Origin of the sequence: Thioclava sp. FR2 (assembly GCF_051200875.1) — a bacterium.
Classification (GTDB): Bacteria; Pseudomonadota; Alphaproteobacteria; order Rhodobacterales; family Rhodobacteraceae; genus Pseudotabrizicola.
In genome coordinates this window covers 2,259,001-2,280,799 of sequence record NZ_CP195191.1, presented here as the reverse complement: position 1 = coordinate 2,280,799, position 21,799 = coordinate 2,259,001, and the positions used below count along the sequence as shown (strand labels likewise).

Here is a 21,799-nt window from a genome sequence, read left to right as displayed (position 1 = left end):
TTCATCTGCCCACAAGTATCCTCGCAGAAAGAATTTCGCACTGCAAAATTCTGACCTGAGGGCAGACGGTCCCCCTGCGACCTGCCGGCAAGAGGCGAAGATTAAATGTTGCTGGGCACGTCAGGAAGAGCGTCCATCGTAAAGCTCACTGGATCGGCTGAGGGCCCATGGTGCTTATAAGCTCTAGAAGCTGAATCATGATCGGGATCAAAACGATCATGATGTTAACTGGGAAAAGGAAGCCAGCCATTGGGAAGAGCATCTTCACGGGCAACGCATTTGCTTTTTCTTCGGCCCGCAAAATCCGCATACGCCGCATCTCATCCGAGAAAACGCGCAGGGTCTTTACGACGCTTGAGCCCAATTCTTGCGACTGCCGAAAAAGAACGGCCAGTGAATTGGCCTCATCCAGACCGACCCGCTGCGCAAAATTTACCAAGGCTTCGTGTAGAGGGCGACCAGCCCGAAGTTCAAGATTGATGATCGCGACATGGTGCCCGAAGGTCGGCTCCGTCTTCAACATCTCCTGCGCGACACGATCAATGGCGGCTTCGATGCTCATCCCGGCGTCAACGCAGACGATCAGCAGATCCATGAAGTCAGGGAACAGACGCTGGTAGAGGGTCTTCTGCCGATTGATCATCCCATCGAGAAAGGCGTTCATCAGAATGAAGACGACAGAGGCCACCATTCCGGCGAAAAGAAAGCTGATCGCTGGATTGAACGACGAAAGTAGAGGCGTCAGGATGTAAAGCGCCACGGCAAAGGAAGCAGCAGTTACAATCATGCGAATGCGATTGTAGACCCTGACAGAGTCCCTTCCAAAGTAACCTGCCCGCACAAGGCGGAGTTCGGTCGAGTTTGCGTCAGCATTTCGGACGGTATCAAAATAGTAGCGGAAACTATCGCTTTCGCTGCTTAGGATTTCCTCGGAAGGGCCTTCGGTCGATTTTGTCTGCTCTTTGGCAGTGTCAATATTCTTGCGGAGTTGCTGACGGTTGACAAAAAAGTTGCTGGCCAAGAACACCAGCATGAGCGTGGCGACAAAGACAGCTATCAGGATCAATGTAGTTTGCATTTCTGATCCTCTTAGAAATCGAACCTGACCAGCCGGAACAGGATGAAGATGCCGATGGACATATAACCGACGATGCCAGCCACGATATAAAGGCCGTTACCCGTTTCCCAGATGGCGTCGAAGTATGTGGGAACGAGTGTGTTCAGAAGCGTGTAAAGCAGAACAGGAAAAACCGACATGACAACGGCGGTGATCCGACCCTCGGCCGAGATCGCCCTGATTTTCGCTTTCATGATCGACCTCTCCCGCACCATGTGGGACAAGTTCTGCAAAATTTCCGTCAAGTTGCCGCCAGAGCTTCGTTGAACGCTGACGGTAACGGCAAGCAAGTTCAGTTCATCGACACCGACCCGGTCGACCATCGCCAAAAGGGCTTCGTCGATCTCCGATCCAAAGGTCAACTGATCGGACAAAAGACCAAATTCCGAACCAATCGGGTCTGGCATCTCGCGCGCCACAAGCGAAATAGCGGCGGTCACTGGATGCCCGGCCCCGATGCTGCGCACAATAATATCAATCGCATCGGGCAAGCGCGCGACAAACTTTGCTCTACGCTTCGCTCTTGCGCGCAGCAATCCCACAAGGACCGCGACAAAGGTTCCAACCCCGGCAAGGGTTAGCCTGAGCCACGGGTTCGAGGTCAACAACATCGCACCGACAAACGAGATGAAGAAGATGACGAGGACATAGGTCACCCGGCGCTGAACATTCAGCGTCAGGCCCGACTGCCTGTACAGTTTTCTTAGGTCCAGCCATTCAAATGAAGCGGTGTCCATGGCGGAACGATCTTTGAGCAGGGACTGATAGACAGCCTCTTGGGCTTGCCCGCTCAAGAGCCTTCGCATGCGCTCGTTGACTTCGGTCGTTGCCCTCCGTCGGCGAGACAGGGCGCGCAGGATCGTCTCGACCAGCAGCAAGGCGGCGGCAAAGACAGCTCCGTAAATGATCGCAAGGGTCATCTTTTAAAGCCTTTGGGTCGGATCAAAGACCTTGGAGTCGATAACCAACCCCATGCTGGCCAGATCAGCAAGGAACCTAGGACGTATACCCGTTGCGCGGAATTCGCCAATAATCGTGCCATCGTCTTTCACGCCGGTCCGCTGGAACTTCATGATGTCCTGCAGCTGGACGACATCGCCTTCCAGACCGGTCAATTCCGAGATGGCTGTTACGCGACGTGTGCCGTCTCGCAGGCGCGAAAGCTGGACAATCATGTGAATAGCAGAGGCGATCTGCGAGCGGATACTCATTTGCGACATCGGCATGCCCGCCATCCCGACCATCTGCTCCATACGGGAAAGGGCGTCCCTTGGGTTGTTGGCGTGAATGGTGGTCATCGACCCTTCGTGGCCGGTATTCATGGCCTGCAACATGTCAAAGGCCTCGCCACCCCGGACTTCGCCGATGATGATGCGGTCGGGGCGCATCCGGAGCGCGTTCCGGACAAGGTCGCGTTGGTTGATCTCATGTCGCCCTTCCAGTGACGGCGGACGCGTTTCGAGTCGAACGACATGGGGCTGCTGCAGTTGAAGTTCGGCCGCATCCTCGATTGTGACCAAACGCTCTTCCTGGGGGATGAACCCTGAAAGCGCATTCAGCATCGTGGTTTTGCCCGAGCCTGTTCCGCCTGATACGACCATCGAAACCTTGCCCTCGACGGCCGCGGCCAGAACTTTGGACATGCCGGCGGGCAGGGCCCCGCGTTGAACAAGCCCTTCCAGCAGAATGGGACGCTTTGAGAATTTGCGGATGGAAACCTGTGGGCCATCAATTGCAATCGGTCGGATGGCGACGTTCACGCGCGAGCCGTCGGCGAGTCGAGCGTCCACCAGCGGCGACGATTCATCAATCCGGCGCCCGATCGCCGAGACGATCTTGTTAATGATCCGCAGAAGGTGACGTTCATCCTTGAACCTGACGTTCGTCCGGCTGAGCATACCGCCGCGCTCGATGAAGACCGTGTTTGGGCCGACGATCAGAATGTCCGCAATGCTGTCATCTTTCAGGAGAGGTTCAATGGGCCCAAGACCAAGCATTTCGTCAGCCAGATCTTTGGTAAGCTGATCCAATTCCTTGGTGTTCAGCGGAATGTTGTGTGTCTTGGCATACTCGCGCACCATCGGGCGCAATTCATCCAGCACATTGTCTTCCTTCATCGAATCCAGAATGGCCAGATTGATCTGGTCCAGAAGGTGCCGGTGAAGGTTGACTCGCAACGCAACCATGTCAGGCAGTCCGCTTTCCGAGGCCGGAGCAGCCGCAACGGTGGGCTTTGGTGGGGGACTGGGTTCAGATTTTGTCGGGGGAGCATCCACCGTCTTGGGGGGCACGTCGGGGGAACTGCGGAAAAAACGGCCAACCAATTGCGTCTCCTAGGTCTCTTGCGGGTCTGTCATTGAACGATCACTTTTGTTCCGACAGGTATCTTTTCGAAAAGCTGGATCACGTCCGTGTTCGTCAGTCGAAAGCAGCCCGAGGTCTCATAGCTCCCGACGCTTTCAGCGGTGTTGGTTCCGTGAATGCGGTACAATGTGTCTTTGCCATTCGCATAAAGGTACAAAGCCCTAGCACCCAAAGGATTGTAGGGGCCGGATGGAACCATTTGCGGAAGCGATGGATCACGCCGACGCATTTCTGCAGGGGGCCTCCATTCGGGCCATTTGGACTTGGCCCCGACCGTGACGACACCCTTCCAAGTAAAGCCGTCGCGGCCAACGCTGATGCGGTAGCGCAGCGCCTTTCCGTTTGGTTGCACGACGTCAAGGGTACGGCCCGAATTGGAAATGATGATAGTTCCGACTTTTTCCTTGGTGCTAAGGGAAATCACCTTCGCGGTGTTTTCACCCAAATCACGGGGAACCGACTTGTTTTCGACAAGGACCAGACCTTCTCCCTGCCGATTGGTGTTCAGAGGAGCCGATATGTTCAGGACCATCGAGGCGGCAAGAATGGTGGTCAGGATCATTTCTTCGCCTCCTTGGGCGCAATCACCTGTTCCACATATTTGGTCAAGACTTTCACCATCGAGGAAGATGGATTGGCAGCAGACAACATCTGGCCGCGGTTGATCGCCTCATTCGTGGTGGCCGGTTCAAACGGCAAGTAGAGGACTTCTACTGAACCGAGCAGTTCCTGTATCTGTTTCTTGTTGATCCGCTGAGGACTGAAAAAGCCGGTTACGCGCTTGTTCACGATCACGCGGACAGCGCCAAGCGCATCTTTGCGTGACTTCAAGATTTCAAGAACATCAAGGCATTGCTTGATAGATGGCAGGTTCGGCTCGCAGACGACCGTCGCTGTATTTACGGTATGAAACACATCATTTCGCCAGTCCGTTTCATGAACTGGAAGATCAAGGATCGTGTGGAAATGCTGCGTGGACACTGCATCCAGAAGGCGCAGAACCAATTCAAAGACGTTTTCATTGTTCACGATATCGCGGCGCTTTCCCGAATAGGCAAAGAAGCCGTTGTCGTGTTTCTTCTGGATCAGCTGAACGAACTGTGGGTCAATCCGCGTTGGGTTGCTGATCACGCTTTGAAGGTTCAGTTCCCCAGAGATGTTGCAGTAGAGGGCGCAGTTTCCCTGCGAAAAATCAAGATCGACGAGGCCGACGGTATTGTTCGTTTTGCGAAGCCTATGGGCCAGAATATCTGCCATTGCGACCGCAATTGTCGTCGCACCAGCGCCGCCACTCGCAGGGATAACGGCATGAACGAGATTTTGGTTTGCCCGGCTAGATTTTACGGCTGCACCAATCGCCGACTTGAGTTCCATTGCAGACAGCGGCGTCTTTAGCCAATCTGCTGGTTGCAATTTCATCAGCGTGCGCAATTGCTGATCGGGGAGAGCCTCGGACACCACGATGATCGGGACGTCACGCACGGAATTCTTGATCGAAGTGAAGGCCTCAATCTCGCGCTCTTCAAACTGGTCCACTTCCAGCAAAAGCACGTCGTAATGGGGAACGTCCTGACCAGCGCGCAAAAGGTCGTTCAGTTTGGGCTGAACAATGGAAACACCGGGCACTGTTCCAAGGACGCCGACGACCTGTTTTGCGTCCGCGTCATCAGACCGGACCAAGCCGACCCGAACGTTGGATTTTGCGGCGATTGCTTTGGCCGGTGTCATCTCAAGAACATTCATCTCTACAACTCGACATATCTTCGCTCGTAATGATCACCGGGTGCGGCGGAAAAACGAGCGTGTTCGCTCCAAACAAACTTCCCAGCAAAAGGAACGTAAAACTCAGGTTGACCAGTTCAACGCGGATGGAAAGGATTGGTCCACTTGGACGACCCACATATCCCAACCCATCGCGCGTGTAAGTCACCCGGACATTCTCGGGTGCGATACGGGGCATCAGGTCACACATGCCGATGCGGGCAGTTCCAGTTGCGCCGGCGCAAACGCCGTCGCCACCATAGACTAGTCTGTTCATACCAGCCGTCACACAAGGTGTCGTGCCGCCGCCGCAGGACACCGACACTACTGTGGATGGGACGGGATCACCTTCGATAAGCCCGCCAAAATCACCGGAAAACGTGTCTAGGTCGGCAAGTAGCGGGTCGCTGACGGCAAGCATCCTTGCGCCATACTGAACAGCCTTTGCAGCTTGGCCCCACTGGAAAAGCCCCCATCCGAGCTCTACCAAGGCAATCAACGCAATCATCATGATCGGAAGGCTGATCAGGCCTTCAACCAGCGTGACGCCGGTCTGTTCCGAGCGAAAACGGCGGGCAAGCCTTACCATCCGATGTACCTCATCGAGTAGCTGTAGCTAAGCGTCACGTTTGAGAAACCCAGTAAAGTGGCAAAGGGTGAGCCGCTATAGGCGGTCGAGGCAGAAACAGAAATCATATCGGTCGCCGTAGGGCTTGTAGGCAATGCGGCTGGTTCAATTTCAATCGTTGCAGGGTCATCCCAGCCGGGCACTCGCAAAGCAGTTTGTGCGACGGGTGAGGAATACAAGGCAATGTTGCGGGCCGTGGCAGTAGCAGCGGTGTAATCGCAAAGAACAGCATTGCAGCGCGACAGATATCGTGCCGCGTCCCGCACACCGACTTGTAATTGCTGTCTCTGCCAGAAAATATTGCCGATCTCAAAAATTCCTGCGGTGAAAATCAAGAGGATCGGTGCAGCAAGCATCAGTTCAATAAGCACCGCGCCTGAGGACTCGGTGAAAAACAACTTTATGACCTTAGACACTCTCTTCATGTGTTCCTCGGTGCGGGACCGGCCGAATGCCGAATTCGCAATATTTGCCCGCCCGAATTGGCGAGAAAATCAGCCACCAGTGACGCGAACGTTTCCTGCATTGGCGGGCCAGTGGTCTATCGTATGAATGAAACTGTTGGCGGCTGGCGCATTGCCTGCCCTAACCGTGATGCTGTCTTCGCGAGAGCTGTAGTCCGCACAACCGGAAACCATGACAGCCGTCACCAGCAGCAAAAAGGCTTTACTTTTTCTTGATGAGAGCATCGTCAAATTCCAGATCAATAATGTGCCCATAAGGACCAACTACGCCCTCGCCTTCACGGAAGGCGCGGATCATGTCCTTGTTGACCTCAAGCATCCCAAGAAGGAACAGTTCAACATCGGTCGACGACCGGCTGTCATCCAATGGAGTCTTCAACGTCTCGCCAGGTCGGCCAGGTCGCACGAGCGTTGGCGTGACAAGGATAACCAGATCGGTTTCGCGCTTTTGGAAAGCGGTGGACCGGAAAAGGGTGCCCAAGATCGGAATTTGCCCAAGCCACGGCACCTGCTGGATGTTGCGTTCGTTATCAACCTGAAGCAGACCGGCGATTGCAAAGCTTTGCCCATCACGCAGGGTGACGGTCGTGTCAGCCTTGCGCGAGATGAAGGCAGGCTGACCATTCACGCTGACCGAACTGTCGATGTCACTGACTTCTGGCCGGATCCGCAAGCTGATCTTTGAATCGTCCAGAACTTGCGGCTTGAAATTCAACCGAACACCGTATTCACGGTATCCCGTTTCGGTTGCGACTGTGCCATTTTCAGCCGAGAACGCCGTCGTGATTGGCACTTCGCCACCGACAACAAAGTTCGCCTCGACACCGCTCGTGGTCACAAGGGTCGGGTTGGCCAACCGGCGTGCCAAGCCTTTGTTCTCAAGGACGTTGATGATGTAGTCGACATCGGTTCCGCCGATGGACAAGAGCGATCCGACAAAGCTGCCGAAGGGTACGGAGGTCGAAACCCCGCCGGTGCTGCCGCGTTGCACGCCGTTGCGATAGAAGTCCAAGTCAACACCAAGCTCGCGCCCGGAATTCCGAGATACTTCGACAATCCGAACCGCAAGCTGAACCTGCTGAGGGTCAGTCACCCGCAAAGCATTTACGACCGGATCAGGCGAATATTGCTGAGACAATTCCAAGATCGACCGCAGCTGTACCGCATCCTCGACCGTACCGGAAAGCCGAACACGACCGTTCACGTTGTCTACGTTCACTTGAGCAGTAGGGAAGGCGCGATTGATTGTCGTCTCAAGCTCGGCAAAGTCCACCTTTACCCGGATGATCGCCGTGCCAAGCAGTTTCTTCTCTGCGCTGTAAAAGGCGATATTCGTTGTTCCGGGGTTGTTGCCCTGCACATAGACCGAATTTGACGTCAGCGGAAACACATCGGCCACTGCGGCATTCCCGACGACAATATCGGCAAAGTCCAGCGACGTCCGAAGCGTCAGAGTGAACCCGGGATTGATTTCTATTGGGCTTGGCGTGGTAGCAGAGCCAAGTATCACCGTGCGTTCGCTTTGAGCCTGCGCGGGGGTGCATACCGGTACAGCCAGCGCAATCAACAAGGCAAGCGCGCTGCGTGCGGTCGTAAGACGCGCAGTCTTGGCAAAAGCCACTATCCCTTCGAAAATCATCAATTCAGCCTTTTCGTGTAGATTTCCGGCACAGCCGTCAAATCTCATTCTTCTGTGGCAACAGAGTACTCGGCACGCTGTCCGTTACGGACGATTCCAACGGTAATGAACGCAGGGGGCGGGGGCTCGACGATTTTTTCGACGATAACCTCTCGCACCACTTCCTTCTCAACAACTACGGGCTTTTCTACCACGATTGGCTTTTCAACTACGACAGGCTCTTGCCGTTGCGTCAGGTTTTCCTCAACAGACTGTAGTCGACCAGCAACATTATCGCCCATTTTGCGTATTTCGTCCTCAAGCGCGGCAATGCGGGCGGTCTGCTCGTCGATCAAGGACTGCCGTGCAGCGGCTTCGGCGGCGGCAGCAGCAGCCAAGGCAGCGGCCTCCGCTTCGCGCAACTTTTTCGCTTCGGCCTCTGCCAGGCTGGCTGCTGCCGTGTCATCGGACAAAAGCTCGGCCACTGTCACCTTCCGCAGATCGTCGACCTCGGACGAGACGACGTTCCGCAGAGCCAAAGAAAGCGTGCCGACAGTTGCAGCCAACGTCAGCTTTTGTGCTTCTTCGGTTGAAACTTCAAATGTGACTGTGCGAACGACGCTTGGCTGGTCTTTGCGTTCATCAGCAATCTGGTCGATGGCCAGAACCCGGACTCCTTGCAGCAGAATGGCGGTATAGGGCTGACTCACTTTTGATTCCGTCAACATGACATCGACGCGATCGCCCGGCAGCACGAAACCCGCCACACCCAACACGTCATTGACGCGGATAGAGACGGCCTTCATGCCGGGTTCGATGGCTGTTGAAAGCTTGGCGCGCTGGCCGGGGGAGGTAACCCGAGAGTTCAGGACAGGTTCACCAATTTCCATCGAAGACAACACAAAGCGTGCGTTGTCTTCATTGGTGCCGGTCACTTCCTCGATCGAGCTATACGATCCGGTTGGCAGCGTGCTGGAGGCCCAAGTCAACAATTCAACTTTATCAGGGGTGATACGGTCACCAAATCGCAGCGGCGCCTTCGCCACGACCACTTGGTTCAGTACCGCCTCGGTACCGGATCCCACACTGCGTTCGGCGATGAACAGGGCTTGCTGATCACGCATCCACGACCGAACGCCGACAACGGCGACAACGGCCAAGATCAGGGCCACCAATAGGCTAAGAACTGTCGAAGCACGCATGCGTTGCCCCCTCAATGAGCAGATGATGTTTTACCTGCGGTTATCTTCCGCGCCATCTGCTTGTGCCGTCAAATGAACAATACTGTCATCAACTTTTACAAGTAGATCGGCCCGTGAGGGGGCCGATCCAATTTCTTACTTTGGCATTCCAAGAAGGCTTTTGTGCCGACGCACATGGCAGCCCTCTGAAGCAATCAGCCAGCAGGAGCAGCGGGAATTGCTGTGGGCTCGAGTCTGTCGTTATCCAGCCAATTCTGCCAAGCACTCCAAGCAGCACCAAGATTGAGGCCAAATGTAAGAACGGCAACGACCACAGCGCCGGTCAGAAGGCCAAGAAGCAGCAGGTATTCTGTCAGGGCAAGGCCCGAGTTGTTCTTGTGGAACTGTTTGAACAGATGGCTAATCATCGAGAACATTTGTAACTCCTAATCAATCTAAAAATGAGCGCGCAGCTCATTTGCACCCCCAAGTTCAGAGTAACGTGTCTTTAACCTTCGATAAATACTTTTGGCGAAGTTTTGCCTACTTTTGGACAAATTATGGCAATTTTGGGTAACCTAAAGTCACTTTTATATCCGTTCGGATGGGAGTCTTTTTGCGAAATACACGCATAGCGATTGTTGATTAGCGATTATTCAACCAAGTTTGCATTCACGGATGATTCGCTTCTTTCGCAATCAGGCGAAATTCGGCATCTTTCTTGCGCGCAGGTGCCTGAAAACCTGATGCTTGGCCCTAACGAACCAAGATCGCCTCGTCCCGAACGAAGGTATCCAAGGTGCCGTTACCGCCGAAACCCGTGATGTCGACGATTTCGACATCAATGGTGGAATCCGCGCTGGGGTCTGCCGGGTCACGCAGCATCGGTGAGGTCATGAACAGTGACGCATAGGCCGTCACAGCCATTTCATCCACACCGCTGTCAGCCTCGGCCGCGCAATCGACGATCGCGGCAAAGACGGTGCGCCTGTCCTTCGGACCTGTTGATGGTGCGACGTCATCCGCGGCAGCACAATTCGGCAGGCCGTTTTCGGTCGTGGGGCGGGGTTGACCGGTTGATGGGTAACGTACACCGGTGGGGGCGCCAGCAGAATCGTCCCCAACCAGCCCGTTCTCGATTTCATACCTATAGACATCATAGCGCGACGGGCCGGGGTCCGCCGTGGGGTCGGTTCCCGGATAAGAGTTCATGTCTGCGATCATCGTGCTGGTCAGTGCCGTTCCAGGGTGATTGACGGTCCAATAACGGTTTAGGTCCCACTCTCCGTCTGCAGAGACAAATGCGCCCGCCGCCCCGTCTCCGTCACCCGGCGGCAGCAGGACCGAGGGCTCAGGAAAAGGTGAGGCCCAGTCTCGTTGGTCGTAAGTAATTGTGCCGTCTGACCAAGCTGGGTCCGCCTGAACTAGATTGCAGCTGTTGTTCGGCCCAGTCGGCGCACGGACGAAGCCTTTCCGAACATTCTCGGCCGGAGGGTAGTCTTCAGACGGCGAATAGGGGCCAGAATAGAGGTCAAAGCGAACATTGATGCCTTGGCGGATCGACGATGCAGCCCCCGGTTTCGTGGTCACGCGGCTGGCGTCATAACAGGTTGGATTGCGTTCCCCCGCAAAAATATCGCGGATGGCATCCGCACTTGCCGACGTGCCGCCATTGTCAGACAGAACCTGCAGGAACCCAAAGTTTCCGGGTGCGGCAGTGTCACTTCCTTTTGGGTGCAGCTTAATCAGGCGCCCGTGCAGCGCCCCTGCGGCGAAGGACTGTTGCAGATCAGCGATATCGCCCTCAAACGGGTTGCAGACAAAGAGCGGGGTCACATCACAGGCGGCCGACCGGAAGGTCGCGACGGCCTGCGCCGCAATCGGTATCTCTGGGCGGACCCAGTTCACCGGATTGATGAAGAAGGTCTCCATGTCGTCGGATTGTGCCTGAACAAAGATATAGCTCGCGGCGAAACCATCGGTGGTCACATGGTCAGCGACAAATTCTGCCGTGATGGCGGTGTCGTCGCTTTCGGGAATATCCGTCAGGAAATAGACAAGGAATGTCGTGTCGCCGTCGACATACTGCACCTCAAGAGGCGTGCCCGAGGCACGGCTAAGATAGCTTACCGTATTGGTCAGTTCCCCCATCGCGGCCTCGGCCCGGGCAATGCTGTCAGCCCCACCGTCCAATTCGCGTGCACCAGCCAAGGCTATGGCATCAGCCGCGGCCTGCAGATCGGAGTGAACGTTATTCGCGCGCCCGATATCCACGACAAACAATCCCATCGCCAGAATAACCGGCAGCAGGATCAGCGTGAAAACCAGAACATAGCCGTGTTCTTCATCTCTAAATCTGCGCATCGCACTTCCGTTTGTCTGTAATTCGGACTGGAAATGTCCAAAGTATGCATCAAATTTTGAAGATTTCCAATCTCAAGTGCCGAAAACGGAAACAGTAACGATTTGGGCGGCGACAAAGGCAAGCGCCATGGGAACCGCATAGGGCAGTCCCTTCTCTCGTCCAAGTTGGGAAAGCCTTGCGAAAACCGGATTGGTCGGCTGATGACGGGCGGCCAATTTCACAGCAATCAGAAAGAGGAGGGAAAAGAGACACAGCGCCAGCAGGTACGGCATGACAGCTATTGGACCCAAGGCAATGCCTAGCGGCAGATAGAGCTTGGCATCCCCAGCCCCCATCGCGCCAATCACCCAAAACAAGAAGCCGCAACCAAAGAACAGCAAGCCGATTGCAGCATCCGTAACAGGAGCCATGGGTTGACGGGTGACCGAAACGACGACCGCCACCAGCAACATCAAAAGAACCGAGCGGTTCGAGATCGTCAGTGTTTTGAAATCATGCCACGCAATACAGAGTGACCCGATCGAGATGACCGCCAAAGCTGCAATGTGGACATAGGTCACTATCGGCGCCATGCCGATCAGATTCCGCGCAGATCGCCTTTGGAACGCTTCTGATAGTTCACCGAGTTTCTAAGAAGCTCAAGGTTATTGGCCGTGACCGGATTTTTCGGATCTTTTTCGTAGGCCTGGAGGAAATAGGACCGGGCTTGCTGCAGGTTGCCGCGCAGCAATTGCGAATAGCCATAGTTGTTCAGGTACTCGACGCGTGTTCCGATGATGGGGCGCAGGCGCTGATACGCCAGATCAGATTGATCAAATCGCTTCAGCATGTCGCTTGCCGCAGCATAACCCAACAACGCTTGCGGATCCATTGGAGCAGCGCGAACAGCGTCTTTGAACAGGGTGGCTGCTTTGCCATAGTTCTTCTGTTCGAATTGGTTCTTTGCCGAAACGATCAACTGGTCGTTGGGGTAGTAGTCGCGGTTCGCGGTTGTGTTCACAGAGTCTGCGTTTTCGCCAAACGAGCCGAGGTCGCCCACCGAATTGCATCCGATGAGAGCTATCAGAAGGGCTGATCCAATGAGAAAACGCATGTTTGAGACCGATATAAAGGGATGGTTAAAGGTAAGACAGCCGACGCATCCATGTCTACCGTAAGGGAACTCGATGCGCCCTACTGTGTTTAAAGAAACACAACATTTCGACCAAACCTTCGATTTTGAACAATCCTAGGTTGTAAAATAAACGCAAAATTAATCCTAGGAGGGAAAATTGACCCATCTGGATACCTTTTTAACGCGTTGTAGTCACTTCTCCGCCTCACTTCTGCACCATAGTGGGTAGTCGAATAGCAACGTTACGAACTGTCGAGGATTCGTTGGATGACCTACCTGTTGATCAGCTTGGCCCTTCTCGCCTGTAGTACGCTCATGCTTCGTCCAATCACTGGGCGATCGGTTGCCAATTTCGTTATGGCAACGCGTGCTCCGCAAGCTTCTTCCTCTTTCCGCATTTCCAATCCTCTGCTTGGGCTCGTTTTCGTAAGCATCGTCTTCCTGCTTTCTTCTCCGAAATGGGGGCTGGCGCTCGTCACCGCTGTCCTCTTGCATGAGACCGGACGTTACCTTGGCCATCGTATTTCCGGACATGACGACGCCCTGTTTCGCCCCTTCCCCTTTCTCCCTTTGACACCTTCTTCTCAAAAGGCTGCGGCCACCGATGGTATTGATGCTTTGATCAATCTCATGGGGGCCAGTTTCTCGTTGGCACCGATGGTTCTGATCCATTCGCTGGTTCCGTTCGCGGGCGAAGCGGATACCCCGGCTTTCAAACAGTTGGTGGCAATCGGTCAAACGATCGCGGCCTACAATTTCTTTATGCTGCTGCCGTTGTGGCCGTTGGCAGGTGGCAACATTGCCAAATCCGTCATGCAAGCTCTGGCGCCAAAGGCGGTTGTGCCATTCCTTCTGGCGACCTCTGCCGTAACCGCAGCTGCGGGCTTTGCATTGGAATCAGGTGTTGCGGTCCTGCTCTGGCTCTCCGGTGGGCTGGTTCTGGTCGGCATTCAACCTGCCCCGCCTACGGCCCGTCCGATGACCACGAAACAGGCATTGCTTGTGATCGCATGCCACGTCGCCCTTCTTGCGGCCTTCTTTAAGGGCGGAAGCCAGCTCATCATCTGGCTTCTCTAAACGGTTTCTAGCGGCCTTATCGCTTGGCAGTATCAACTCCGACAGCGACTCGGGTCTGTTAAAAAAGGCGGAATTGGGGGGGCAGTCAGACCCCGGATTGATGTCGCTCATTATATTGATTCTCAATACATAATTCGCAAATCACGCCGCTCTGTATTCCAAGTCGTATACCAGATCTCCCACCCCGGCCTTGAGCCTCACTGTTATTGATCTCGTGACTTCAGAAGCAAGCTTTCTCCAGCCTTTGGAGGAATTCGTGGGTCATCTGGCTTGAGCTTGAACGTTGGTTGGGCGCCGCTGCTTGGGCAACCGACGATCCGCCGCCGCAGTCGGATCCTATAAAGGAATTGACTGCGGCGGCGGTCTATACCGCCCGTCCGCCTGCCGTCGTTTTCCGCAGTGAACCGCGTTGCTCCGCCGCAGTGGATTTGACTGCGGATTTCACATCAGTGTCCCCTGATATCGGCGTCGGTAACCGGCTCGCCAACGCAGATGATCTTCCTCGTGCGCCCGTTTCGCGTGTCCGGAACTTCCTTCACGATCAGCGCGCCTGCTTGGATCCAGGCCGTCAGCATCCGACGGATCTTCGCTCGGTCGTGGTTCTGTGCCGGGGTGCGCTCCGGTTTGGTCTTGGTCCTTGCAGCATCGAGACCGAGCGTATCGGCGAGAACAAACCCGACCCAATCGCTTGCATGCTCACTCTCGGAAGGCGGTGTATCGCATGCGGCAATGGCCCGCTGCACCCTTTGCAGATCACCTGGCGTGATGCCGTCCCAGACGTCTGGTGGCTGCCATGCGGTGCACACCCCCACAACATCGCCTTGTTCCCAGACGTCGCGACCATTGTTCAGGGGGATGCCAATCATCCTGCGCCATTCGGCACGCTCTGGCGGGGCCAGGTTTGCCTTGCCCATGACGGCACGGAAGTAACCTGAGGCTTCCTCGATGCCGAACCGCGCCGCTTCGTCTGGCTTCATCCGGATCAGTTGCCGTGCAGATCGAACGCCATCTATGACTGCCCCGGCGCCACGCGCGGCGAGGATACCCATGTCCTCGCCATGTATCGCCCCGGCTTTGCTGACATGATGGACAAGCTCCACGGCGCATCCCGTGGCATCGGCGATCTTGCGCCATGTGGCGACAACCGCATTCATGGCAGTCGTGTCATTTTCCGGCACCTGGTGCGATGTCACAAAAGGATCAACGATCAAGACGTCAATATTGGCCTGCCGAATAGCCGCCTCCAATTGCTTCGCTACTGGAGCTGCGATCCTGATCGATCCGCCCGATTGCCTGACCAGGACGATCGGCACATCTCTTCCACTATCCACCAGAAGTCTGCCGCCGATCTCACCCGGGCCTATTCGATAATGGATGCAAGCGGCGGCAATGCGGCGCTCGAGTTCCTCCTTCGGATCCTCGCCATTCCAGACCCAAACACGCAAAGGGGAAGGTGGCGCGCATCCCAAGAGCGGAAGGCCAGTCACCATAGCCAGGGCTTCGACCAGCACCATGGACGATTTGCCGACGCCGCCGGGTGCAACAGTCATGGAAAGAAACCCCCTGATGAGATGTCGGCCAAACAGCCATTCGCGCGGCGGGATATCTTCGGGAGGACGCCAGACAAATTCAGACGCTCGGATTGTTGTTCCAGCAGGACCCGAGACCTCGTTCTCATAGGCCTCGGCAGGCGGAAAGGGGCGAAGTGGATCAAGTGGCTCAGATGGCATTCATCTTCCCTCGTGGCGGCACTTGTCCGCATCGGAATGCGGCAAGGAAGAGTTGGTCTTTCCCAGGTCATTGACACTCATGGGAACCTTGGAATTTTTCAGCGGGTTGCTGATGGGCTTAGCCGTGACGCTTTGACAACAGCCGCTCGATCAGTCTGTCGATATCGGACTCCGCAAAGCCGATGCTCCGCTGGCCCAGCGGGATCGGCTTGGGAAACTCCGGGTCATCCCGCATGGCGCGATACCAGGATGATCGGGAAAACCCGGTGCGCTTCAGCACTTCAGGCAGGCGAATGATGCGATCTTTTAGCATGCGAAACTCCATGGTCTGGTCGTCAGTGGGTCTTGATCGGTCTTGAATGCAGGTCCGGGCGCAGCCATCCGTGACGGCTGCGGTGAGCGGCGAGTTGTTGTCGGATGTGTCGGAGACGCGGCTCAGGCCTCGGTGGAGGCTGGCCATCGTTGAGACTGCCTTTCCCCCTCAGCTCGCGCGAGGAGCGGTGGAAGACTCAAAACGAAGAAGGCTCCGAAGGATCGAAGCGGTACGGCCGGCCCTGTACGCAAAAGTGCATCGAACGCCTGCCAGCCAGCTGGGACAGCACGTTGATGCGGCGCGAGCTACGCTCCGCTGGCAAAAAGGCAACCGGTCAGCCGAACGGTGGTGTCTTTCTCCGGTCGTCCGAGGCCCATGAACAGCTTGTTAAGCCGCCCGCTGTTTAGGCTTGCGGTTTTGTTAAGCGCCCCGGACCCTGTGAGCCTCGCGTCCCCGCATAGCAAAACCGCCTAGGAAGAACCTATGGGGGTGGGGGCCACATGGAAAAGCCCGCAACCAATTTGGCGCGGGCTTCATCGTCTGGGCACAGCTGTAGATATTAGTGAGAATCATACGTTCCGGTGTCACAACTGTCAATCCACATCTTGTGCCTGCCGATTCACGTGCAACGAATTGTTGTTCGAGCACTTTGAGTGAAAGCATCTCACGAGTCTCTCAAAGGCGCTGCGTCAGAGGTGTCGCCGCCTCAAGACGGACCGCGTCTCGTTCAAACACAAAGTTGCTTCGGAAGGCAGCGCGCGATCTCCCGGATCGGCAAGCCCTGCCATAACTTCACCATCCGGATCACGTTCTATAGTCCCGCATGGATCAAATCCAAAATCGGATTTCCACGCCCATCCGGGACACTTCGCAGCGGCACTCTAAGCATAGATCATAGCATCATCAGATAGGCCGTGCAGAACCCGCATCTCCGAAGGCAATTGATCGCGTCCAATCCGCGTACTTTACGTCAATCATCTTGCGCGCGGGCGACCGACCGGCAGCATACCTGCGGGGAACTTCTGGCAATCCAGGACGAACATCACGGTCAAGGGGCAGCTGAATTTCGAGGGCGACTTCTCGGATGCAGTCAGCGATTTCAAGTCTTGCAGCGGCACTGCAAGTGTCGACATTGGTCAATATCCATTGGCCTTAGGCGCCTTAGGCAGCAGGTTCCCAGGCTCGAAGAATTCCCACCACGCACAGTCCTATTTCGTCGCCTCAGTCATCCTTTCGAAATCAACGCCTTCGACAACCCTGAGCTCCGTGAAACCTATCTAAACATATCGTAATGCTCGCAGCATCGGTCGCGAGCGCAGGCTTCTGGCACCGTGAGCTCTATTGAGACCCTGTCGGCACTCGCTGCAATCGACTTGAAGAGCGGAAAGCGGACCGATGGCAGTGCGGCACGGCAGGAATTGTCGAAAATGACTTGCCAAGAGGTCCGATTCCCTAGGAAGTCGAAACGCGTGCTCGCCATGGCCGGGTTGGACTTTGTCGTCTCGTGGGATCATTAAAAAGATGACGATAAAGAGTCGGGGCATAACATTGGCAAGGAACAGACAGGCGGTACCGCCAACAAGATCGTTGAGAGAGCAATCCCAGCGCAGTTCACCAATGCACTCCGTCAGTCAAGCTTACGTTGGAGACCACGCCTCCTAACACTAGAATGCCCGCAAAGCTGTGCTGCATCTGTACTGAACGACCGGGCGGCATCATACTTCGTGGCAGCCAAGCCGGCAGAAGCCCTCCCCGTAATCTCATGCGGCAGTGACCCGAAGACCGCCAGAGATAGTGCTCTTCGACATTAATCTTCACGAACATCTCGTCGAAATGCCACTACCAGCGGCTTGACTTCATGCCCTCGACCCAGCGCTTCCGGATCTCGGCCGCAAAAACGGACCCAACCGGTTCCGCCAATATCTGATCGTTTCGTGTCTGATCTCGATCCCGCGTTCATACAGTAGGTCTTCGACATTTCTGAGCGACAGCGGGTTGCGGACGTAAAGCATCATCACCTAGCGGTGATCTCGGGGCTGGTTTTGAAATACAGGAAGGGGGAGCATTTGGGTATAACGACAGGCTGCTAATCCCCTGTGCGGGCCTTACGCCACTTTCTTTTGACACCGCTTCCTGGAATGATCAAGCGCCTCGGACGCTGGTCAAAGCATCATCAATCGCATTGATCACTGTGGTGACCTGACCTGGTTCGATAATCAGGGCGGGGGACAGGATGATCATATGCGCGGAAATTCTGACCATGACGCCGTTGTCGTAGATCCGCTTGTAGAGCCGATCCATCAGGTCTTTAGAGGCCGGTATTTTAGTGGCTCGTTCTGCAACCAGTTCCATTGCCATCAAAAGGCCCTCACCGCCACGGACGTCGCCGATCAGTTCGTGCTTGGCCTTTAGTGCCAGCATCCCCGTCATGAACTCATCGCCCCGTGCCGCTGCGTTTTCTGGCAGCTTCAGGCGTCTGGTCTCCGACAATGCCGCAAGCGCCGCCGCTGCTCCAACCGGATGGCCAGAGTACGTATAGCCGTGGCCGATAATCCCGTCCTGATTGCGGTTCGACTCAAACACCTCGGCTATTTGTTCAGAGATCATGCAGGCACCCATCGGAAAATATCCCGATGTCAGACCTTTTGCGACGCACATCATATCTGGCTGAACGCCCCAATGGCGGGAGCCGGTTACATCACCGGTGCGCCCGAAGCCGCAAATCACTTCGTCTGCAATCAACAGGATGCCGTGGCGTGAACATATCTCGCGTACCTTTGGCATGAAAGATTCATGTGGCGGAATCACGCCTCCGGCACCTAGAACAGGTTCCATGATGAAGGCGGCCACGGTGTCGGGGCTCTGGAACTGGATTTCGGCCTCAAGCGCTGCGGCGCAAAGATCTGACAGGCGCTTTGGGTCGTTTTCACCGAACGGATTGCGGTACACCCAAGGTGCCGGAACGCTGAAACATCCGGGCAAGAGCGGTTCATACATCCGCTTGAAGCGTGAGTTGCCGTTGACGGAAGCGCCGCCAAAATGCGTGCCATGGTATGAGTTGCGCAGCGAGATGAACTTCACTCGGTCCTTGTCGCCCCGCAGTTTGTGATACTGCCGTGCAAGGCGCAGCGCGGTTTCAACACTGTCCGAGCCGCCCGAAGTAAAGAACGCGCGCGTCATCCCATCGGGTTCAAGCCATTCGCGAAGTGTGTGCGACAACTCGACAGCCTTGTCGTTCACGGCGCCGCGGAAGCAGGCATAGTAGGGAAGTTTGGCAAGTTGATCTGCCACCGCCGCCTTGATCGGCTCGCTTGAATAGCCAAGGTTGACGCACCACAGACCACCGGCGGTCGCGTCAAGGATTTCGCGGCGGTCGATGTCGCGAACCATCATTCCCTCGCCTTCTACGATCACCTTCGGCGGCAGGCCAAATGGCTCTGCGGGATGCGTCATCGGCTGCCACATGGCGTGTGTGGTGAAATCGTTTCGCAACGTTTCGTTCATCATGTTCTCCGTGTCATGCTGTGGGAACTGTGCCGACCACCGTGAGCTGCGAGAGAGACGCACACGGTGGAGTGGCAACGGCATCTTGGGTAAAGCGCCTGTGGGCATTCATTTCGGAAACGCCTCAGGATAGTAGCCGCCGCGCAAGGCGGTCAGCCGTTTGGCAGAGTCTCGAACCTGTATCTCGATCATTTCCACATGCGACTTGGTCGCCCGCGCGATTGGCAGCGCGACAGCGACGGCACCTGATACAGTACCGTTCGGCCCAAAATACGGCGCTGCGATGCCAAGGACGCCGTCTTCGTAGGTTCCCTCAGAGTGGGCGATACCAGTTTCGCGGATCTGCCTGAGCAATTCCTCGATCTTGTTAGGGTCGGTAATGGTATCGGCCGTATGAGATAAAAGTTCTTTCTTCAGGGCCGCCGCTGCGACGTCTTCTGATGCGAATGCCAAGTAGACCTGACCTGACGCGGTCGCGTGAAAGGGCAGCGCCTCACCGGGTTCGACGATGACCCGATTGGCGCGTTTGCTTTCAACGGTGCCTATGTTGGCAAGCCACTCTCCTGCAATCGTCGAAGCATGTGCGGTTTCGTCCGTTGCGGCGTTCAGATCGCGCAACACGATCCCTACTGCCTCGGTCAGAGGAAAGCTTGCCTCGCGGAGTTGCGCAAAGCGCAAAAAAGCGGGCCCCAGATTGTACATCCGGGTTTCTTCGTCCTGCTCGACAAAGCCCTTCGATTCGAGGGAATTCAGAAAACGAAGCGCGGTCGCCTTGTCGTAGCCTGACAGCTTGGCGAACTCGCTCAATCCGATCTTCGGCCTCCGATCCGTGAAAAAATCGAGAAGGGCTAGGGCCTTGAGAACTGTAGTTGGGCCTGCGGTCACGATGAAACCTTTCCATGTCCGACCGTCGGTCGCAGTGGTTGCAGGAATAGCTTGACGGATTGGAGGGCGCATTGCAATATTTAATCCATCGGTTCGAATAGTGAAACGGTTGAAAGCGATAAGCAGCGTCAGGGAGGACATGCATGCACAAGTTTCTGGGGACAGTGGCCGCGCTCGCGGTGAGCGCCACCGCAGCGATGGCAGAGTATCCGGAGAAGCCGATCTCGATCGTGGTTCCGTGGCCGCCCGGTGATCTGGAGGACGTCCTCAGCCGAATGATCGCTGATGACCTTCAGGCCGCCTACGGCATGCCCGCGGCTGTGATCAACAAACCGGGCGGTGGCGGCGGTCCGTTCCCAGGTGCCATCGAAGTCGCGCTTGCCCCGGCAGATGGTTACACGATCGGTTCATTCGTCTCTGGCGTTCCGATTGCCGGCCCGAACATCGGCATTCCAGAGCTTTCGCCCAATCCGTTCGAACCTCTGGGCATCTTCATGACCTACCCGTTCGTCATCGCGGTTGCTGGCGACGCGCCCTATGACGATCTTGCCGGCATGGCCGCCTATGCCAAAGAGAACAAGTTGACGCTTGGCCACTTTGGTGCGCCCCTGATCCCGACGCGGGTAACGCTGGCGCTGCAAGGCAAGCTTGGGTTCGAATTCGGCGCCGACGCGGCTTTCGATGCTCTGGACTGCAACACGCTGGCGTCTGGCGATGCTCAGGTCATCAACACCACACTGCAATTGATCCTGCCGTGTATCGATAGCGTGAAAATCCTTGCTTCGGTGACGGGTGAGCGGATCAGCAAGATCCCCGATGTTCCGACCGTCGGCGAGATCGAGCCAAGCCTCAAGGTCAGCCTGTGGAACGGTCTTTTTGTTCACAAGGACACACCACAGGACATCCGTGACAAGATCATCGCCGTTGCCGAAAAGACCATGGCCAGCGATGCCGCCAAGAAGCTGGCCGAAGAAACAGGCGCCTTGGTCTACTGGCAGAAGGCAGAAGACGCCGCTGCACAGATCGAGGCCGACGCCGCCATTCTGGGCGGACTCTGACCAAGGTTCAAATTGGCGGGGCGCGCGATCCGTGCGCCTCGCCGCTCCGACAAGGGAGACTTCGATTTGGCCGATGACATCACATCCGCAGGAATGCCCGAGGTCCGTCGCCAAATCGGCGACACGGCCTTTGCCGTCGTCTGCCTCCTGTTTTCCCTGTTCCTTCTGTCACAGATGTGGAGCCAGACCGTCTGGCATTCGAGCGGAAGCTTTGCGGCACAGCCCGGATTTTGGCCGCGGCTTGCCGTGATCGGAATGGTTCTCTGTTCCGCCGCAAACCTTTACTCATCGCTTGCGGACATGCGGACGCGTGAGACAGCGGCCAGCGTGAGAGCAGAAGTGTTCACATGGGCGCGAAGCATAGAGTTTGCGCTGTGGTTCATGGCCTATGTCTATGCCGCGCCGATCATTGGGTATCTGGCGGCAACGATCCTGTTTACCACCTTGCTTGCGCTGCGTGCGGGCTACCGTTCAACGCGATCCCTGCTGGCCGCCGCAGTTGCAGCCGTGGGCGTTGTCCTTCTTTTCAAGTCGTTCCTTCAGGTCAAGATTCCCGGTGGCGCCGTGTACGAAGCACTGCCCGGTTCGCTGCGGAACATCTTCATCCTGTATTTCTAGAG

General features: G+C 56.0%; 23 protein-coding genes and 1 pseudogene. 4 read left to right on the top strand and 20 right to left on the bottom strand.

The window, feature by feature from the left end; genetic code table 11:
* Window positions 1–145: 145 nt before the first annotated feature.
* The 14 genes from ACSBLW_RS11155 to ACSBLW_RS11090 all read right to left on the bottom strand — a co-directional run bounded on the left by ACSBLW_RS11155 (window position 146) and on the right by ACSBLW_RS11090 (window position 12,537).
* Window positions 146–1,078: a type II secretion system F family protein gene (locus tag ACSBLW_RS11155; protein ID WP_435256695.1), complete on the bottom strand. Its 933-nt coding sequence runs from the start codon at window positions 1,076–1,078 to the stop codon at window positions 146–148.
* An 11-nt stretch (window positions 1,079–1,089) separates the two neighbouring features.
* A complete protein-coding gene (locus ACSBLW_RS11150) occupies window positions 1,090–2,037 on the bottom strand; it encodes a type II secretion system F family protein (RefSeq protein ID WP_435256694.1) in 948 nt (315 codons plus the stop codon).
* A 3-nt stretch (window positions 2,038–2,040) separates the two neighbouring features.
* Window positions 2,041–3,408, bottom strand: coding sequence for a CpaF family protein (locus tag ACSBLW_RS11145; RefSeq protein WP_435256693.1), 1,368 nt, complete (start codon window positions 3,406–3,408; stop codon window positions 2,041–2,043).
* A 62-nt stretch (window positions 3,409–3,470) separates the two neighbouring features.
* On the bottom strand, window positions 3,471–4,043 hold the full coding sequence (locus tag ACSBLW_RS11140; RefSeq protein ID WP_435256692.1) for a L,D-transpeptidase: 573 nt from the start codon (window positions 4,041–4,043) through the stop codon (window positions 3,471–3,473).
* Window positions 4,040–5,224: an AAA family ATPase gene (locus ACSBLW_RS11135; RefSeq protein ID WP_435256691.1), complete on the bottom strand. Its 1,185-nt coding sequence runs from the start codon at window positions 5,222–5,224 to the stop codon at window positions 4,040–4,042. The genes ACSBLW_RS11140 and ACSBLW_RS11135 overlap by 4 nt, the downstream gene beginning before the upstream one ends.
* Window positions 5,211–5,831 (bottom strand): TadE/TadG family type IV pilus assembly protein, encoded by a 621-nt coding sequence (locus tag ACSBLW_RS11130; protein WP_435256690.1) that lies wholly within the window; start codon window positions 5,829–5,831, stop codon window positions 5,211–5,213. The genes ACSBLW_RS11135 and ACSBLW_RS11130 overlap by 14 nt, the downstream gene beginning before the upstream one ends.
* Window positions 5,825–6,295 (bottom strand): TadE/TadG family type IV pilus assembly protein, encoded by a 471-nt coding sequence (locus ACSBLW_RS11125; RefSeq protein ID WP_435256689.1) that lies wholly within the window; start codon window positions 6,293–6,295, stop codon window positions 5,825–5,827. Before ACSBLW_RS11125 ends, ACSBLW_RS11130 begins: the two co-directional genes overlap by 7 nt.
* A 69-nt stretch (window positions 6,296–6,364) precedes the next feature.
* The gene (locus ACSBLW_RS11120) at window positions 6,365–6,529 is read right to left on the bottom strand and encodes a hypothetical protein (protein ID WP_435256688.1); all 165 of its coding nucleotides are present in this window, start codon (window positions 6,527–6,529) and stop codon (window positions 6,365–6,367) included.
* Window positions 6,530–6,536: 7 nt separating this feature from the next.
* Window positions 6,537–8,021 (bottom strand): type II and III secretion system protein family protein, encoded by a 1,485-nt coding sequence (locus ACSBLW_RS11115; RefSeq protein ID WP_435256687.1) that lies wholly within the window; start codon window positions 8,019–8,021, stop codon window positions 6,537–6,539.
* Entirely contained in the window at window positions 8,018–9,154 is a 1,137-nt protein-coding gene (gene cpaB, locus ACSBLW_RS11110; RefSeq protein WP_435256686.1) for a Flp pilus assembly protein CpaB, read from the bottom strand. The genes ACSBLW_RS11115 and cpaB overlap by 4 nt, the downstream gene beginning before the upstream one ends.
* A 194-nt stretch (window positions 9,155–9,348) precedes the next feature.
* Complete coding sequence (locus ACSBLW_RS11105; protein WP_435256685.1) at window positions 9,349–9,570, bottom strand: hypothetical protein; 222 nt, start codon at window positions 9,568–9,570, stop codon at window positions 9,349–9,351.
* Between the two features lie 319 nt (window positions 9,571–9,889).
* The gene (locus ACSBLW_RS11100; RefSeq protein WP_435256684.1) at window positions 9,890–11,497 is read right to left on the bottom strand and encodes a TadE/TadG family type IV pilus assembly protein; all 1,608 of its coding nucleotides are present in this window, start codon (window positions 11,495–11,497) and stop codon (window positions 9,890–9,892) included.
* A gap of 72 nt (window positions 11,498–11,569) precedes the next feature.
* Window positions 11,570–12,070 carry a prepilin peptidase gene (locus ACSBLW_RS11095; RefSeq protein ID WP_435256683.1) on the bottom strand — a complete coding sequence of 167 codons (501 nt, stop codon included), beginning with the start codon at window positions 12,068–12,070 and terminating at the stop codon, window positions 11,570–11,572.
* A 5-nt stretch (window positions 12,071–12,075) separates the two neighbouring features.
* Window positions 12,076–12,537 carry a tetratricopeptide repeat protein gene (locus ACSBLW_RS11090; protein ID WP_435256682.1) on the bottom strand — a complete coding sequence of 154 codons (462 nt, stop codon included), beginning with the start codon at window positions 12,535–12,537 and terminating at the stop codon, window positions 12,076–12,078.
* 342 nt (window positions 12,538–12,879) lie between these two features.
* Between ACSBLW_RS11090 and ACSBLW_RS11085 the strand changes: the two genes are divergently transcribed.
* Complete coding sequence (locus ACSBLW_RS11085) at window positions 12,880–13,689, top strand: hypothetical protein (RefSeq protein ID WP_435256681.1); 810 nt, start codon at window positions 12,880–12,882, stop codon at window positions 13,687–13,689.
* 446 nt (window positions 13,690–14,135) lie between these two features.
* Here ACSBLW_RS11085 and ACSBLW_RS11080 read toward each other — a convergent pair whose 3' ends face one another.
* The 3 genes from ACSBLW_RS11080 to ACSBLW_RS11070 form a co-directional block, all read right to left on the bottom strand.
* On the bottom strand, window positions 14,136–15,419 hold the full coding sequence (locus tag ACSBLW_RS11080; protein ID WP_435256680.1) for an AAA family ATPase: 1,284 nt from the start codon (window positions 15,417–15,419) through the stop codon (window positions 14,136–14,138).
* Window positions 15,420–15,537: 118 nt separating this feature from the next.
* On the bottom strand, window positions 15,538–15,732 hold the full coding sequence (locus ACSBLW_RS11075; RefSeq protein WP_435256679.1) for a helix-turn-helix transcriptional regulator: 195 nt from the start codon (window positions 15,730–15,732) through the stop codon (window positions 15,538–15,540).
* Between the two features lie 974 nt (window positions 15,733–16,706).
* Window positions 16,707–16,865 (bottom strand): hypothetical protein, encoded by a 159-nt coding sequence (locus tag ACSBLW_RS11070; protein WP_435256678.1) that lies wholly within the window; start codon window positions 16,863–16,865, stop codon window positions 16,707–16,709.
* 198 nt (window positions 16,866–17,063) lie between these two features.
* On the opposite strand from ACSBLW_RS11070, the gene ACSBLW_RS11065 reads away from it, so the two are divergent.
* The gene (locus tag ACSBLW_RS11065; protein WP_435256677.1) at window positions 17,064–17,249 is read left to right on the top strand and encodes a hypothetical protein; all 186 of its coding nucleotides are present in this window, start codon (window positions 17,064–17,066) and stop codon (window positions 17,247–17,249) included.
* 253 nt (window positions 17,250–17,502) lie between these two features.
* On the opposite strand, the pseudogene ACSBLW_RS11060 reads toward ACSBLW_RS11065, so the two are convergent.
* The 3 genes and pseudogenes from ACSBLW_RS11060 to ACSBLW_RS11050 form a co-directional block, all read right to left on the bottom strand.
* Window positions 17,503–17,806 (bottom strand): annotated as a pseudogene (locus tag ACSBLW_RS11060) (IS6 family transposase); the annotation flags it as partial.
* A gap of 68 nt (window positions 17,807–17,874) precedes the next feature.
* Window positions 17,875–19,239: an aminotransferase class III-fold pyridoxal phosphate-dependent enzyme gene (locus tag ACSBLW_RS11055; RefSeq protein ID WP_435256676.1), complete on the bottom strand. Its 1,365-nt coding sequence runs from the start codon at window positions 19,237–19,239 to the stop codon at window positions 17,875–17,877.
* A gap of 105 nt (window positions 19,240–19,344) precedes the next feature.
* Window positions 19,345–20,193, bottom strand: coding sequence for an IclR family transcriptional regulator (locus ACSBLW_RS11050; RefSeq protein WP_435256675.1), 849 nt, complete (start codon window positions 20,191–20,193; stop codon window positions 19,345–19,347).
* A gap of 71 nt (window positions 20,194–20,264) precedes the next feature.
* Here ACSBLW_RS11050 and ACSBLW_RS11045 point away from each other — a divergent pair, with 71 nt between their 5' ends.
* On the top strand, window positions 20,265–21,179 hold the full coding sequence (locus tag ACSBLW_RS11045) for a tripartite tricarboxylate transporter substrate-binding protein (protein ID WP_435256674.1): 915 nt from the start codon (window positions 20,265–20,267) through the stop codon (window positions 21,177–21,179).
* Window positions 21,180–21,272: 93 nt separating this feature from the next.
* Complete coding sequence (locus ACSBLW_RS11040) at window positions 21,273–21,797, top strand: tripartite tricarboxylate transporter TctB family protein (RefSeq protein ID WP_435256673.1); 525 nt, start codon at window positions 21,273–21,275, stop codon at window positions 21,795–21,797.
* Window positions 21,798–21,799 lie beyond the last annotated feature (2 nt).

What these genes read in the sequence shown, in the direction of transcription:
- ACSBLW_RS11155 (WP_435256695.1), bottom strand. Translation starts at nt 1,078, where the DNA reads ATGCAAACTACATTGATCCTGATAGCTGTCTTTGTCGCCACGCTCATG.
- ACSBLW_RS11150 (WP_435256694.1), bottom strand. Translation starts at nt 2,037, where the DNA reads ATGACCCTTGCGATCATTTACGGAGCTGTCTTTGCCGCCGCCTTGCTG.
- ACSBLW_RS11140 (WP_435256692.1), bottom strand. Translation starts at nt 4,043, where the DNA reads ATGATCCTGACCACCATTCTTGCCGCCTCGATGGTCCTGAACATATCG.
- ACSBLW_RS11135 (WP_435256691.1), bottom strand. Translation starts at nt 5,224, where the DNA reads ATGAATGTTCTTGAGATGACACCGGCCAAAGCAATCGCCGCAAAATCC.
- ACSBLW_RS11130 (WP_435256690.1), bottom strand. Translation starts at nt 5,831, where the DNA reads ATGGTAAGGCTTGCCCGCCGTTTTCGCTCGGAACAGACCGGCGTCACG.
- ACSBLW_RS11125 (WP_435256689.1), bottom strand. Translation starts at nt 6,295, where the DNA reads ATGAAGAGAGTGTCTAAGGTCATAAAGTTGTTTTTCACCGAGTCCTCA.
- ACSBLW_RS11115 (WP_435256687.1), bottom strand. Translation starts at nt 8,021, where the DNA reads ATGAGATTTGACGGCTGTGCCGGAAATCTACACGAAAAGGCTGAATTG.
- cpaB (WP_435256686.1), bottom strand. Translation starts at nt 9,154, where the DNA reads ATGCGTGCTTCGACAGTTCTTAGCCTATTGGTGGCCCTGATCTTGGCC.
- ACSBLW_RS11105 (WP_435256685.1), bottom strand. Translation starts at nt 9,570, where the DNA reads ATGTTCTCGATGATTAGCCATCTGTTCAAACAGTTCCACAAGAACAAC.
- ACSBLW_RS11100 (WP_435256684.1), bottom strand. Translation starts at nt 11,497, where the DNA reads ATGCGCAGATTTAGAGATGAAGAACACGGCTATGTTCTGGTTTTCACG.
- ACSBLW_RS11095 (WP_435256683.1), bottom strand. Translation starts at nt 12,070, where the DNA reads ATGGCGCCGATAGTGACCTATGTCCACATTGCAGCTTTGGCGGTCATC.
- ACSBLW_RS11085 (WP_435256681.1), top strand. Translation starts at nt 12,880, where the DNA reads ATGACCTACCTGTTGATCAGCTTGGCCCTTCTCGCCTGTAGTACGCTC.
- ACSBLW_RS11080 (WP_435256680.1), bottom strand. Translation starts at nt 15,419, where the DNA reads ATGCCATCTGAGCCACTTGATCCACTTCGCCCCTTTCCGCCTGCCGAG.
- ACSBLW_RS11075 (WP_435256679.1), bottom strand. Translation starts at nt 15,732, where the DNA reads ATGCTAAAAGATCGCATCATTCGCCTGCCTGAAGTGCTGAAGCGCACC.
- ACSBLW_RS11070 (WP_435256678.1), bottom strand. Translation starts at nt 16,865, where the DNA reads ATGTCGACACTTGCAGTGCCGCTGCAAGACTTGAAATCGCTGACTGCA.
- ACSBLW_RS11055 (WP_435256676.1), bottom strand. Translation starts at nt 19,239, where the DNA reads ATGATGAACGAAACGTTGCGAAACGATTTCACCACACACGCCATGTGG.
- ACSBLW_RS11050 (WP_435256675.1), bottom strand. Translation starts at nt 20,193, where the DNA reads ATGCGCCCTCCAATCCGTCAAGCTATTCCTGCAACCACTGCGACCGAC.
- ACSBLW_RS11045 (WP_435256674.1), top strand. Translation starts at nt 20,265, where the DNA reads ATGCACAAGTTTCTGGGGACAGTGGCCGCGCTCGCGGTGAGCGCCACC.
- ACSBLW_RS11040 (WP_435256673.1), top strand. Translation starts at nt 21,273, where the DNA reads ATGCCCGAGGTCCGTCGCCAAATCGGCGACACGGCCTTTGCCGTCGTC.